General features: G+C 68.4%; 10 protein-coding genes. 9 read left to right on the forward strand and 1 reads right to left on the reverse strand.

All coding sequences use genetic code 11. The annotated features are described in order from the left end of the window. Window positions 1–185: 185 nt before the first annotated feature. The 5 genes from tesB to F8M74_RS11750 all read left to right on the forward strand — a co-directional run bounded on the left by tesB (window position 186) and on the right by F8M74_RS11750 (window position 5767). A complete protein-coding gene (gene tesB, locus F8M74_RS11730; protein ID WP_141256499.1) occupies window positions 186–1055 on the forward strand; it encodes an acyl-CoA thioesterase II in 870 nt (289 codons plus the stop codon). A gap of 248 nt (window positions 1056–1303) precedes the next feature. Beyond that, window positions 1304–2608, forward strand: a complete 1305-nt coding sequence (locus F8M74_RS11735; protein ID WP_141256500.1) for a DUF1552 domain-containing protein — start codon at window positions 1304–1306, stop codon at window positions 2606–2608. A gap of 13 nt (window positions 2609–2621) precedes the next feature. Further along, the gene (locus F8M74_RS11740) at window positions 2622–4661 is read left to right on the forward strand and encodes a DUF1592 domain-containing protein (protein ID WP_141256501.1); all 2040 of its coding nucleotides are present in this window, start codon (window positions 2622–2624) and stop codon (window positions 4659–4661) included. Between the two features lie 85 nt (window positions 4662–4746). After that, window positions 4747–5025, forward strand: a complete 279-nt coding sequence (locus F8M74_RS11745; protein ID WP_228559753.1) for a hypothetical protein — start codon at window positions 4747–4749, stop codon at window positions 5023–5025. A gap of 40 nt (window positions 5026–5065) precedes the next feature. Further along, the gene (locus tag F8M74_RS11750; RefSeq protein ID WP_141256502.1) at window positions 5066–5767 is read left to right on the forward strand and encodes a glutamine amidotransferase; all 702 of its coding nucleotides are present in this window, start codon (window positions 5066–5068) and stop codon (window positions 5765–5767) included. An 18-nt stretch (window positions 5768–5785) separates the two neighbouring features. Here F8M74_RS11750 and gspG read toward each other — a convergent pair whose 3' ends face one another. Next, window positions 5786–6238, reverse strand: coding sequence for a type II secretion system major pseudopilin GspG (gspG, locus tag F8M74_RS11755; protein WP_141256503.1), 453 nt, complete (start codon window positions 6236–6238; stop codon window positions 5786–5788). A gap of 313 nt (window positions 6239–6551) precedes the next feature. Here gspG and F8M74_RS11760 point away from each other — a divergent pair, with 313 nt between their 5' ends. From F8M74_RS11760 to F8M74_RS11775, 4 genes are all read left to right on the forward strand, one after another. Then, the gene (locus F8M74_RS11760) at window positions 6552–8027 is read left to right on the forward strand and encodes an ELWxxDGT repeat protein (protein WP_141256504.1); all 1476 of its coding nucleotides are present in this window, start codon (window positions 6552–6554) and stop codon (window positions 8025–8027) included. A 151-nt stretch (window positions 8028–8178) separates the two neighbouring features. Further along, window positions 8179–10542: a GMC oxidoreductase gene (locus tag F8M74_RS11765; RefSeq protein WP_141256505.1), complete on the forward strand. Its 2364-nt coding sequence runs from the start codon at window positions 8179–8181 to the stop codon at window positions 10540–10542. A 12-nt stretch (window positions 10543–10554) separates the two neighbouring features. Beyond that, window positions 10555–12126 carry a GMC family oxidoreductase N-terminal domain-containing protein gene (locus tag F8M74_RS11770; RefSeq protein ID WP_141256506.1) on the forward strand — a complete coding sequence of 524 codons (1572 nt, stop codon included), beginning with the start codon at window positions 10555–10557 and terminating at the stop codon, window positions 12124–12126. Continuing rightward, window positions 12123–13166 carry an alpha/beta fold hydrolase gene (locus F8M74_RS11775; RefSeq protein ID WP_141256507.1) on the forward strand — a complete coding sequence of 348 codons (1044 nt, stop codon included), beginning with the start codon at window positions 12123–12125 and terminating at the stop codon, window positions 13164–13166. The genes F8M74_RS11770 and F8M74_RS11775 overlap by 4 nt, the downstream gene beginning before the upstream one ends. Window positions 13167–13175: the final 9 nt, after the last annotated feature.

Here is a 13175-nt window from a genome sequence, read left to right on the forward strand (position 1 = left end):
GGTTGCTAAAAGTGGAGGCAACCCATGACGCCGTATGTCATTGATGCACTGCGGCGCTGCGCATGAGCCGTCTATTCTCACTGTGAACCGATACGGCTTCGCGGTCGGGCGGGACCCGGCAAGGGACCATGGACAGGGCGCCACTTCCCGAGACACCGGTGCCCGGGTCGATTACGACAGGGGCCATGAGCCGAGTCCTGGATGAGCTGTTGTCGCTCCTTAAACTGGAGAAAATCGAGGAAAATCTGTTTCGTGGCCGGAGTCAAGACCTGGGGTTCCGCCAGCTCTTCGGCGGCCAGGTGCTGGGGCAGGCGCTGTCCGCGGGCAGCCAGACGGTGCCCGCCGGCCGCCATGTCCACTCCCTGCACGGCTACTTCCTGCGCCCGGGCGACGCGACGCTTCCAGTCGTCTACACGGTGGACCGGGTGCGGGACGGCGGCAGCATCACCACGCGCCGCGTCGTGGCCGTGCAGAAGGGCGAGCCCCTCCTGACAATGATGGCCTCCTTCCACGGGGACGAAGAGGGCTTTGCCCACCAGGCGCCCATGCCAGAGGTGCCGGGCCCGGAGGCACTGGCCTCGGAGCAGGAGCTGCTGGGCCGCGTGTCCGCCCGCATCCCGGAAGCCCTGCGGGAGAAGTTCCTGGGGGAGAAGCCGATTGAGATCCGGCCCGTGGCGCCGGAGGATCCGTTCAACCCGGAGGCGACGGCGCCCATCAAGCACGTGTGGTTCCGCGCCAACGGCGACCTGCCGGAGGATCCGCAGGTGCACCGGTACGTGCTGGCCTACGCGTCCGACTTCAACCTCATCAGCACCGCGCTCCTGCCCCACGCGGCCAGCTTCTTCCAGCCCCGCATCCTGGGCGCCAGCCTGGACCATGCCCTGTGGTTCCACGGAGACCTGAAGGTGAGCGACTGGCTGCTGTACTCCATGGACAGCCCTTGGGCGGGCAACGCGCGCGGCCTGTCGCGCGGCAGCGTCTACACGCGTGACGGCCGGCTGGTGGCCTCGGTGGCCCAGGAAGGGCTGCTGCGCATCCGCAAGCCCACGGCCTGAGAAACGGGGACGACACCCCACACCGGCGTGTGGGGTCGAGCCCCCCGCCGCGCCCTCGGGAATCCACGAGGGCTGCAACTCTCCGGAATTCCTGGTGCTTTCAGGGGTGGCACCCTCGTTGCTGAGTAATGCGGCGGCTCAGACAACAAGGACCCCCCGTGCCGAAATCGAGAACCTGGGAGCTGTCGCGACGCAGCCTGCTGCGGGGTGCCGCGGGAGCGGCGCTTGCATTGCCCTGGCTGGAGGCCATGGCTCCCTCAACGGCACGCGCGCAAGCGTCCGGTGCGAAGCCGCCGCTGCGCTTCGTGGGCATGTTCCACTCCGCGGGCGTCGTCCCGAACCAATGGTTTCCGACGACCGAAGGCGCGAACTACGCGCTGACGCCCACGCTGTCCCCGCTGGCCCCGGTGAAGGATGACGTCCTGGTGCTGAGCGGCATGCGGCTGGGTGCGTGGGACTACTACGAGCGCACGCACGAAGGCGGCTTCTGGATGATGCTCACCGCGTCCGAGCGCATCGTCGCGGGCAGCACGGACTCCATCGATCAGGTGATTGCGCGCGCCACGTCGGCCCAGGTGCGCGTGCCGGCGCTCACGCTGAGCGTGGAGAACAACGGCTACTACAACCCCGGCTACCGCGACGCGAACGGGGATGGCTTCATCGACCCGAAGACGTCGTCCTATGACGACACGCAGGACCATTGCAGCGGTGAGGACCACTGCATGGCGACGTTCTCCCGCGGCCAGCGGCTGCCCAACGTCTACAACCCACGCGTCATCTTCGACCGGCTCTTCGGTTCGCTTCAAGCCGAAGGACCCACGGACGCGGAGCGGCGTCTCTGGATGTACCGGCGCAGCGTGCTTGACCGGATGACGGGCCAGGCGAAGGCGCTACAGACGAAGCTGGGCCAGGCGGACAAGCTCCGGCTGGACGAGTACCTCACGGGCATCCGCGAAATCGAAGTCGCCATCCAGAAGGCCGAGCAGGGTGCTCCGCCCGTCGCGTGCACCACGGGCGCCCGGCCCGTGGGCATCCCCATGGATGGCACGGCCTACGCCAACCTGATGTGCGACCTCATCGTGAAGTCCTTCGAGTGCGACGCCACCCGCGTCGCCACGCTGATGCTCGGCATGTGCGTCAGCCCGATGATGTTCACCGTCAACGGCCGGGCCTTCTCCCACCACGGCGATGCCTCCCACCACGGCAACGATCCGGTGAAGCTGGCGGCCAAGGTGGAGATCGACCGGTGGCAGGTGGCCCGCTTCGCGCACCTGGTGCAACGGCTGAAGGCGGTGCCGGAGGGGGAGGGCACGCTGCTCGACAACGTGGCGGTGTTCTACTCGAGCGACATCTCGCACAGCGACTGGCACAACCACTACGACATGCCGGTGCTGCTCGCGGGGCGCGCGGGCGGTGCCATCCGGCCGGGCCGGCACATGCGGGCACAAGGCAAGCGGTGTGGAGACGTGCTGCTCTCCATCCTCCAGGCCTTCGAGATTCCACGAGGCACCTTCGGACCGCTGGCACAGGGACCGCTGGCCGGGCTGGCGTGAGGGGAGACCGCACATGAAGACCCGCTCACTGCTCTTCGGCATCCCGCTGCTGCTCACCGCGTGCTCGGACGAATTGCCCGTCGCGCGCACCCAGGAGCCCAAGCCCGTCGTCGCCGCGCAGAACTGCTCGGATGGCGCACATTCGCTGCGCCGGCTGAACCGCGCGGAGTACGACAACACCGTGCGGGACTTGCTCGGCGAGACGGGCCGGCCCGCGACGACCTTCCCGGCGGACCCCACGGGCCACGGCTTCGACAACGAGGCCAGCCTGCTGGGCGTGTCCCCCGCGCTGGTGGAGGCCTATGAGGCCACCGCAGGCCGCCTCATCGACCAGGCCTGGGCCCGGGACGGCGCCGCCAGCACCGGAGGTGGCACCGTTCGCATCGAGGCCGAGTCCGCCAGCGCCACCACCGGTGCCAGCGAGCAGAACGGCACCGTGTGGAACCTGTGGTCCAACGGCGACCTCTCCGCCACCTTCACCTTCGCGCAGGCCGGCGAGTACCAGCTCTCCGTGCGCGCGTGGGGCACTCAGGCGCCGCCGGACCCCGTGCGGATGCAGTGGCTGCTGGATGGCGTCGTGGTGGCGTCGCTCGACGTGCCGGCCACCACGCCCACGGTGTACACGCAGCCGGTGCGGGTGGACTCGCCGGGACAGAAGCGCTTCACCGTGCGATTCACCAACGACACCTACGACCCGGCCACGTCCACGGACCGCAACCTCCTGCTGGATTGGATGGAGGTCCGCTCGCCCGCGCCCACGTCGGTGGCCACCCAGCGCCACCTGCGCGTGTGCGAACCGACCACCACCGGGGAAGAAGCCTGTGCCCGGCAGATGGTGGAGTCGCTGGCGAACCGCGCCTGGCGGCGTCCCGCGAAGCCGGACGAGGTCGCGGAGTTGATGAGCGTCTACACGCTCGTGCGGGAGTCGGGGGACGGCTTCGAACTGGCGGCGAAGTTCGCGCTCCGTTCGGTGCTGCTGTCGCCGCACTTCCTCTTCCAGGTCGTGGAGACGCAGGCGCCTGGGACGGGCAAGAGTGAGCTGTCCGCTCGCGAGCTGGCATCGCGCCTGTCGTACTTCCTCTGGAGCAGCCAGCCCGACGCGGAGCTGACGTCACTGGCGGACGCGGGCCGGTTGGCCGACCCGGAGGTGCTGGAGGCGCAGGTGCGCCGGATGCTGAAGGACCCGCGGTCCGAGGCGCTGGTGCAGAACTTCGCCGGCCAGTGGCTGGGCCTGCGGAAGGTGGACGGCATCACCGCGGACCCGACGCGGTTCCCCGGCATGGATTCCGAGCTCAAGCGCGCCATGCGCGAGGAAGGGGAGAGCTTCTTCCGCGCCTTCCTCAACGAGGACCGCAGCGCGCTGGAGCTGCTGGACGCGGACTTCACCTACGTCAACGACCGGCTCGCGGACTACTACGGCCTGCCTCGCCCGGGCTCCGTCTCCGTCACGCGCGTGAGCACGGGCGACGGACGGCGCGGCGGTGTGCTGGGCCAGGCGGGTGTGCTGGCGCAGGCGTCGCTGGCCACGCGCACGTCGCCGGTGCTTCGCGGCAAGTGGGTGCTGGGCAAGCTGCTGTGCCAGGAGCCCCCTCCGCCGCCTCCCGGCGTGGAGGCGTTGCCCACGCAGGTGCCGCCGGGCTCCACGCTGCGGCAGATCACCGAGCTGCATCGCGCCAACCCCGCCTGCGCGGGCTGCCACGACACGCTGGACCCCATCGGTTTCGGCCTGGAGAACTACGACGCGGCTGGGGCCTGGCGGGAGACGGACAACGGCTCGCCGGTGGATGCCACGGGCACCTTCAAGGGCGTGTCGTTCCAGGGACCGCGTGAGCTGGCGACCATCCTCAAGGGCGACCCCGCCTTCGCGACGTGCATGACGCGGCAGGCGCTGGCCTATGGCTTGGGCCGCGCGCTGACGGACGAGGACGAGGCCACCGTGCGCTACGTGGACACGCGCTTCTCGGCGGGTGGACACCGGCTCCCCGAACTGCTGGTGGCCGTGGCCCTCAGCGACAGCTTCCGCAACCGCTGCCCGGTGCCGGCCGCGGAGTAGAACGACGCACGGGCCGTGAATACGGCGCTCGGACGGCCGTCGAGAGCAAGCGGGCATCCTCCGCTTGCTCCCGAAAGGTATTTCGATGCGTACCCGTCTCTGGCCCGCCGTCATTGCCCTGCTCGCGCTGGGAAGCAGCGCCTGTGTCATGGCGCCCCTTCAGCCCGGGTACACCGAGTGCGGGGATTTCATGGGCGATGACCCCTGCCAGCCGGGGCAGTACTGCGCGGACGCCACGCTCAGCTATTGCGAGCCGGGCTGTACCAGCGACGTGAACTGCGCCTCCAACCAGGAGTGTGTGAAGGAGTACAGAGAGCAGGTGGGGACCTGCCTCAACATCTGCACGTCCTGCGAATACGATTGAGCCGGCGGGCAGGGCGCCCGCGGCTTTGGAGGTGACGTCGATGCGCGCGGTGGTGTTCCAGCACGAGGAGCACGAAGGGCCCGGCTTGCTGGGGCCGGTGTTGCAGGCGGCGGGCTTCACGCTGGTGAACCGCTTCCGCGCCGTGCGCCGGGAGGACGTGGACGCGGAGCTGCTGGTCGTCATGGGCGGCCGCATGGCCGTCTACGAATCCGAGCAGCATCCCTTCCTGCGGCAGGAGCTGGGCATCCTCATGGAGCGGCTCGCCTACGAGCGCCCATGCCTGGGCTTCTGCCTGGGCGCCCAGATGCTCGCGGCGGCGGCGGGCGCGGACGTGTTCCCCGGGAAGAATGGCTTCGAGGTGGGCGTGGGCCCGGTGCGATGGACGCCGGAGGCGCAGAAGGACCCCGTGCTGTCCGGGGCCCGTCTGCGCACGGTGGTGGCGCACTGGCACGGTGATTCCTATGCGCCCGTCCCGGACGCCACGTTGCTGGCGTCAACGGACCGGTACACCCAGCAGGCCTTCCGGCTGGGCGCGTCCTACGGCTTCCAGTTCCACCTGGAGCTGACCGCCAGCGAGATGGGGCGATGGATTGACCTTGAGGCGGACAGCCTCCAACAGCGCGGGAAGAACCTCCAGGAACTGAAGGCGCAGCTGCCCAAGCTGAAGGCGGCCGAGGCCGACAACACGGAGGTGCTGCACCGCCTCGCACACCACTTCGCGCGCGTGGCGGCGGGCCGCTGACGTGCTCGAGGGCTCGGACTAACGGAGCCCCTTGGGGCGGCGGGCCGCGCTCGCGGATGGCGACTCCATCTTGGAGGAGATGTCCGCGTCGCTGCCTTCTCCCCCTGGGACACCGTCCGCGCCGTACGACAGGATGACAGGGCTGCCGCCCTCATTCATGTACACGTAGTCGCGGTTCCACGGGTCCTTGGGCAGTCGCTCCAGCGAGCGCGCCTGGAGGAGTTCTTCCAGGCCGGCCTGGGTCTCCGGGAAGCTGCCGGTCTTCATGTAGTGGAGCTTGAGCCCCGTCTCCAATGTCTTGATGTCCAGGGCGGCGGTCTTCTGCTTGGCCTCCTCCAGGTTCGACATCACGGAGACGCCCACCGCCGCGGCGATGAGTCCGAGGATGGTGATGACGACCATGATTTCAATCAGCGTAAATCCGCGAGCGTGACGACGCCGAGCGTTCAGCTTCTGCTGGGTTGGATTCATCTTTGAGTTGTGACCTCGTGTGACGTTGTGTCCGGCGCGTGCGTGCCCGACGTGTCGTCATGTCTGCCGGTGCAAGGGCGTTGCACATGCCGCGGGTTGCGTGCGCCTGGAGCAGGGCTTCGGCGCCATGCGCGGACGTTCGCCAGTGCAGTCGCCGTGCCTGGCTGGAGCGCCGCTGTCTCCGCCCGCGCCGCGTGCGCGACTGTCGCTTTCCACCTGCTGAGTGCCACCCCTGCGCAGGTGGATGCGGGTACGCATGACTCTCACCCTCCGGATTCGGCGCGGATGGACCGCGCCCTCAACGGAGGCCGTCATGAAGCCCCATCTTCCACTGCTCATTCTCCTGGGCGCCGCAGGTTGTGGCACCGAAGTCGATGATGCCGACTTCACGAGTCAGGAGTCCGCCCTGAGTCAGAAGTGGGAGTTGTGCGGGAAGGAGGCCGTTCGATTGGCGGACATCCACCCTGGCCCCGTGGGGTCCAATCCGGCCGATCTGATCCACGGCGACCGAGTCCTCTTCTTCACGGCGGACGACGGGGTGCATGGACGCGAGTTGTGGCGAAGCAGCGGAACGGAAGGAAGCGGCACGTCGCTGGTGAAGGACATCTACCCAGGGCTGGCGGGGTCGGAGATTTCGAATCTCACTCGGGTGGGGAACCGGGTGTTCTTCGCCGCGGATGACGGCGTCCACGGCTACGAGTTGTGGGTGACCGACGGGACGTCGGCCGGAACGTACCTGGTGAAGGACATCTACCCGGGGCCGGAGGATGGGATTCGCCGTCCCGACCCCTTCCACTGGCTGAACGCGCCCGTGCTGGTTGAGTTCGGTGGTGTCCTGTACTTCGGCGCGAACGACGGCGTGCACGGATACGAGCTGTGGCGCAGTGATGGAACGGACGCGGGGACGTACCTCGTCGAGGACATCGAGCCCGGACCCGCCAGCTCCTACCCGGATAGCTTCGTTCGCGTGGGTAACGAGGCCTTCTACTTCGTCGCGTCCAAGCGGAGCCCCTGGCGCGATGAGACTCATCTCTGGCGTAGCACCGGAGTGCCAGGTGCCATTCCCGTCCTCAGTCGGGTAGGAGATAACGTCATCTTCGACTTGCTGGCTGTGAAGTCGCGCCTCTATTTCCTCGTGGATAACGACGAGGGCGAAGCCAGCCTGTGGAAGACGGATGGAGCCGCCTCGAACACGCAACAGTTGCGGTACTTCTACGGAGAGTATCCGCACGACCTGGTCGCACTGGGCTCGCGTGTCGTCTTCAGCGCCGGGGCAGGTGAGCCAGAGGGTGAGGAGCTCTGGAGCAGCAACGGCTCGACCTCAAGCACGAAGCTGGTGAAGGACATCTGGCCAGGGCCCATGAGCTCCTCACCGAGCTCTCTGGCGGTTCTGAAGTCGCGAGTCTTCTTCGCCGCGAATGATGGCTCCGGAGAGGGACGTGAACTCTGGGTGAGCAACGGCACCGGTTCGGGGACCAGGCTCTTCAAGGATCTGGCGCCCGGTGGTAGCTCATCGGATCCCGAAGCGCTGGCCTCCATTGAAGGCACGCTGTTCTTCTCCGCGAGCGATGGGGTGCATGGACACGAACCCTGGGTGAGCGATGGCACCCGTTCGGGCACGAAGGCGCTGCGAGGTCTGGCGCACGGGAGCGCATCCTCGTCGCCGCGCGACTTCGTGCGCTCGGGCTGGGACGTGTTCTTCTCGGCGGATGACGGAAAGACTGGACGCGAGCTGTGGGCCTTGCCGTTCCGTCCGAAGGGGGAGTGCAAGCAGCACAACGCCTACTGAGCTTCGGCGCCCACGCCCAGCCCCTTTTGGTAACAACGATTCCAAGGGGTTGGGTTCCCCGGATGGGTGGAGGTCGAAGGATCAGACCCTCGTGCGTTAATAAGGTGTCAGTTGAAACCTGCCGCGGGGACAGGTCTCGACGAGGGGGAACATGGCGCCGACGTACGACGCGCTGGTCATTGGCACCGGCTTTGGGGGAGCGGTGGCGGCTTGCCGGCTGGCACAGGCGGGCCTGACCGTGCGCGTCCTGGAGCGGGGCCTGCGCTACCCGAAGGGGAGCTTTCCCCGCGACTGGAGCAACCCGCTCAATGGCTGGCTGTGGCGGTACAGCCAGGGCCTCTTCGACGTGAAGCTGCTGCCGGGGATGAGCATTGTCCAGGCCGCGGGCTACGGCGGCGGCTCGCTCATCTACGCCAACGTCCACCTGCGCCCGCCCGCGGAGACCTTCGACACAGACTGGCCGGAGGGCTACAGCCGCGCTGCGTTGGATCCGTACTACGACCTGGTCGCGTACATGCTGGACCTCCAGCCCATCACCGCGTCCGCGCGTGGCCTGCCCACCAAGGCGAAGCGGATGCGGGAGGTCGCGCGCAAGCTGGGCCGCGAGCAGCAGTTCTTCTACCCGGACCTCGCCGTGCGCTTCGCCCCCGCTGGCGAGCCGATGCCCAACAAGTTCGGCGTCTCCCAGGAGGGCTGCAACTACTGCGGCGAATGCGACATCGGATGCAACGTCCGCGCGAAGAACACGCTGGACCTCAATTACCTGGCCGTCGCTGAACAGCAGGGCGCGGAGATGACCACCCAGGCGGAGGCCACGCGAATCGAACCGCTGTCTCCCGCGGGCTATCGCGTCACCTATACCGACCATGCCGCGGGCGGCGCCGAGCGCACCGTGGAGGCCCGCCGCGTGTTCCTGTGCGCCGGCACGGTGAACACCACGGAGCTGCTGCTGCGCTGCCGTGACCAGTGGGGCACGCTCCCGCGCATCAGCGACCGGCTGGGGTGCCGCTATTCGGCCAACGGCGACTTCCTGGCCTTCGCCTTCGAGACGCGCGAGGTGTGGGACCCATCGGAGGGCCCCACCATCACCACCAGCCTGGTGGTGGACCAGGGGCAGGGGGCGGACAAGACGTGGTTCCTCTTCCAGGAGGGCGGGCACCCCGGGCAGGCGGCGGGGCTGCTTCAGGTGCTGGACATGGGCCGGGACTTCCGTGTCCCCGCGGACCTGCTCCAGAAGCAACTGGTCCGCGCCATGCGCCGGCGATCCAAACCTGAAACCGTCATGGGCAAGGAGCGCGGGCGCTTCCAGGCCGTGTTCCTGGCCATGGGAAGGGACCGTTCCAACGGGCGGCTCGCGCTGCGGCCTTTGACTCGGGACATGGAGGTGCGCTGGGACGTGCCTTCCAACCTGCCGCTGTACCGGACGCAGGAGCAGATCTGCCAGGACATCGCTCGGGCGCTCGGGGCGCGCGCCGTCTTCAACCCCCTGTGGGATCGGCTTCACATCCCCGTGTCCGTCCACAACCTGGGCGGCTGCACCATGGCGGAGGAGCCGGCCTACGGTGTGCTGACCCCGGACGGTGAGGTGCACGGCCACCCTGGGCTGTACGTGCTGGATGGCGCCGCGCTGCCCGCGAGCACCGGGGTGAACCCGTCATCCACCATCGCCGCGGTGGCGGAGCGCAACGTCGAGGCCGCCATCCGCCAGGTGCTGGGGAACCCCACCTGGACCGCCCCTGATCGGGCCGGAGCGGCTTCGGGCCGGGCGGCGCCGGAACCGTTCCGCGCGTCGATGCGGATGAGCACGAGTGTGGCACCCACGCGGGTGGTGCCAAGAGAGGACCCGATGCGGAGCGTGGTGATTCCAGAGGGAGGCACGGTGTTGTCGCCAACGCCTGTGGTGGGGCTGCGCTTCACCGAGCGGATGCGCGGCTTCATCAATCACGGCCACCTGCCGGACACGGATTACGCGGGCGCCGAGGAGGAGGGCAAGTCAGAGGGCAGGGTGGCCGAGTTCATCCTCACCATCACCTTGCCCAACCTGGACCGCTTCCTCGCGGAGAAGGCCCATTCAGGCATCGCGCAAGGCACCGTCCATGTCCACGGCCTCACGCCTCCTGGCGGAGCGAAGGTGGAGCACGGAGTCTTCAACCTCTTCGTGGACACGGACAGCTACTACGAGCGGCGGATGCTCTACCTGCTGCCCTTCACCGGCATGGACGGCCAGCAGTACCTGCTGGATGGCTACAAGCATGTCCGGGACGACAACGGCTTCGACATGTGGTCGGACACGTCCACGCTCTACACCGTCATCCGCCGGGGCAGCGACCGGCATGCACCCGCGGTAGCCAGCGGCATCATCCGTCTGGCCATGCCGGACTTCCTGCAGCAGCTCACGACCTTCGCCGTGCTGGGAACGACGTCACCGCTGGCGAAGGCCCAGGCCCTGAAGCGTTTTGGGAGCATGTTCATGGGCAACCTCTGGGACGTCTTCGCGCGAACCAAGCTTGAATAAGAGAGGCGCATCGTGGCGAAGGCATCGCGGTACGACGTGGTCGTCGTGGGCTCCGGTTTTGGGGGCTCCATCAGCGCGCTGCGCCTGGCCCACGCGGGCAAGTCCGTGCTGGTCCTGGAGCGCGGCAAGCGCTACCGGCCCGGTGACTTTCCCCGGGACGTGACGCGAACGGACGAGGTGCTCTGGCGCCATGCCACGCGGCGCAAGGCGCAGGGCCTCTATGACGTGCGCTTCCTGTCCGGCATCGGCACGGTGACGGCCAGCGGCGTCGGCGGCGGCTCGCTCATCTACGCCAACGTCCACGTGCGGCCGGACGCCGAGGTGTTCGAGGACCCGCGCTGGCCCCGGACGTACCGCCGGGACTCGCTGGAGCCTTACTTCGACAAGGTGGCGCGGGAGCTGCGGTTGAATCCGGTGCCGCCCTCGATTCCGCTGCGCAAGCGCGACCTCTTCCAGCGTGCGGCCCGGGGCATGGGGCGCGAGACATTCGACCCGCCCGTGGCCGTCGCCTTCTCGGAGCCACCGGGACCGGGCCGGCGCGTGTGCCAGCTCTGCGCCGAGTGCGAGTTCGGCTGCCAGCACGGCGCGAAGAACACCATGGACCTGACGTACCTGGCGCGGGCGGAGGCACAGGGGGCTCTGGTCCTGGCCCGTACGCTCGTCTCCCACGTGGAGCCGGTGCGGGAGGGGTACCGCGTCCACTGCCAGGACCTGGTGTCGGGGGAGCGGCACACCGTGGAGGGCTCGCGGGTGGTGCTGGCCGCGGGGACGCTGGGCACGGTGGAGATATTGCTGCGCAGCCGGGACGTCGCGCGGACGCTGCCTCGGGTGAGCCGGCGGCTGGGCCATGGCTATTCGGGCAACGGGGACTTCCTGGCGTCGATGCAGGGCGCGCGCGAGGACATCCAGCCCTGGGTGGGCCCCGACGTGTCCACCGTGATGCGCTTCACCGACCGGCAGCCGCGCTTCACGCTGGTGACGGCCACGTTCAACCAACCCGCCACGGAAGTTCTCGCGGGCCTGGGGCAGCCGAACCTCGGACGGCTCCAGGGCCTGGGGGCACCGCTGTGGACCTGCCTGGGCCCAGCCGTTCACGCGGCGCTCAAGAAGGGGCTGATGAGCCGGCCCATGCGTGCCGACGTGGATGCGGCTCGCACGTCCACCCTGTTTGGCATCGGCCAGGACAACGCCAACGGCCGGATGCACCTTGATGACGGGCAGCTCGACGTGTCGTGGGACTTCGCCGGGGAGAACGCGGAGTTGGTGCGGCGGATGACGGACGCGATGCGGGACCTGGCGGCCCAGTACGGTGCCAGCTTCGCGCCGCTGGTCACCTGGCAGCTCTTCAAGCGGCCATTCACGGTGCATTCGCTTGGCGGTGCACATCTGGCGGAAGCTCCCGAGCGCGGCGTGGTGTCCACCGAGGGAGAGGTCTTCCACTATCCCGGGCTGCACGTGGCGGACGGCTCCGTCATCCCGACAGCCATCGGCTTTCACCCGGTGATGACCATCAGCGCGGTGGCCGAGCGCATCGCCGAGGCCGTGGTGCACGGATTCTCATCCCATTCGAGGAGCGCTTCATGAACACGCTTCCCTCCGCCGAAAGGCACGACTTTCCCGCGGGCGACGGCGTGCCGTTGCAGCTCACGCGTTACCAGGGCGGCGCGAAGGGGCCTGTCCTCCTCGTCCATGGCGCGGGGGTGTGGAGCGGCATGTTCATGCTGCCCACGGTGCAGGAGAACTTCGTGCAGCACCTGGTGCGCCACGGCTACGACACCTGGCTTCTGGACTGGCGCGCCAGCGTGGAGCTGCCGCTGCGGCAGTTCACGCTGGATGACGCCGCCCGCCACGACATGCCCGCCGCTGTCCGGCGGGTCCGCGAGCGCACCGGCGCGGACTCCGTGCAGGCGGTGGTGCACTGCGCGGGCTCGGCGACGTTCTTCATGGCGATGGCGGCGGGGCTGCTGCCGGACGTCCAGAGCGTGGTCGCCTCGCAGGTGGCGCTGCACCACATCGTCCCGCCTTCGACGCAGCTCAAGGCGATGCTGCGGTTGCCGGATGTGCTGGACATCACCCGCGACTACCTGACGCCGGACGAGGACCCGAGCAGCCCCTTGTTCCAGGCGGCCTTCGGCACCTTCGTGGACCTGTTCCGCCATGAATGCGACAGCACCGTCTGCCGTCGTCTGACGTTCATGTACGGGCAGCTCTTCCGGCACGCGCGCATCAATCGGGAGACGCATGACCGGCTCGACGAGCAGTTCGGCCCTTGCAACATGCTGACGTTCCGTCACCTGGCGCAGATGGCCCGCTCGGGCTACGCGGTGGGCTTCGACCATGGCCGGGAAGAGAACCTCCGGCGCTATGGCCGTGAGCGGCCGCCGTCGTACCTGCGCGCGGAGCACTTGAAGCGTCCCATCACCTTCGTGTCCGGAGAACAGAATGGCACGTACATGCCCGCGTCCACGGAGCTCACCTACGAGTGGCTGCGCGAAGAGAACGGTGCGTCGTATTACCGGCGGAAGGTTCTGGCGGGGTACGGCCACCTGGACACCTTCATGGGAAGCACTGCGTCGCAGGATGCGTATCCGGTGATACGCGACGCGTTGGAGGCCATGGCCTGACCGGATACG

The organism is Myxococcus sp. CA023 (assembly GCF_010998615.1).
Classification (GTDB): Bacteria; Myxococcota; Myxococcia; order Myxococcales; family Myxococcaceae; genus Myxococcus.

What these genes read in the sequence shown, in the direction of transcription:
- F8M74_RS11765 (WP_141256505.1), top strand. Translation starts at nt 8,179, where the DNA reads ATGGCGCCGACGTACGACGCGCTGGTCATTGGCACCGGCTTTGGGGGA.
- gspG (WP_141256503.1), bottom strand. Translation starts at nt 6,238, where the DNA reads ATGAATCCAACCCAGCAGAAGCTGAACGCTCGGCGTCGTCACGCTCGC.
- F8M74_RS11740 (WP_141256501.1), top strand. Translation starts at nt 2,622, where the DNA reads ATGAAGACCCGCTCACTGCTCTTCGGCATCCCGCTGCTGCTCACCGCG.
- F8M74_RS11760 (WP_141256504.1), top strand. Translation starts at nt 6,552, where the DNA reads ATGAAGCCCCATCTTCCACTGCTCATTCTCCTGGGCGCCGCAGGTTGT.
- F8M74_RS11750 (WP_141256502.1), top strand. Translation starts at nt 5,066, where the DNA reads ATGCGCGCGGTGGTGTTCCAGCACGAGGAGCACGAAGGGCCCGGCTTG.
- F8M74_RS11745 (WP_228559753.1), top strand. Translation starts at nt 4,747, where the DNA reads ATGCGTACCCGTCTCTGGCCCGCCGTCATTGCCCTGCTCGCGCTGGGA.
- tesB (WP_141256499.1), top strand. Translation starts at nt 186, where the DNA reads ATGAGCCGAGTCCTGGATGAGCTGTTGTCGCTCCTTAAACTGGAGAAA.
- F8M74_RS11735 (WP_141256500.1), top strand. Translation starts at nt 1,304, where the DNA reads ATGGCTCCCTCAACGGCACGCGCGCAAGCGTCCGGTGCGAAGCCGCCG.
- F8M74_RS11775 (WP_141256507.1), top strand. Translation starts at nt 12,123, where the DNA reads ATGAACACGCTTCCCTCCGCCGAAAGGCACGACTTTCCCGCGGGCGAC.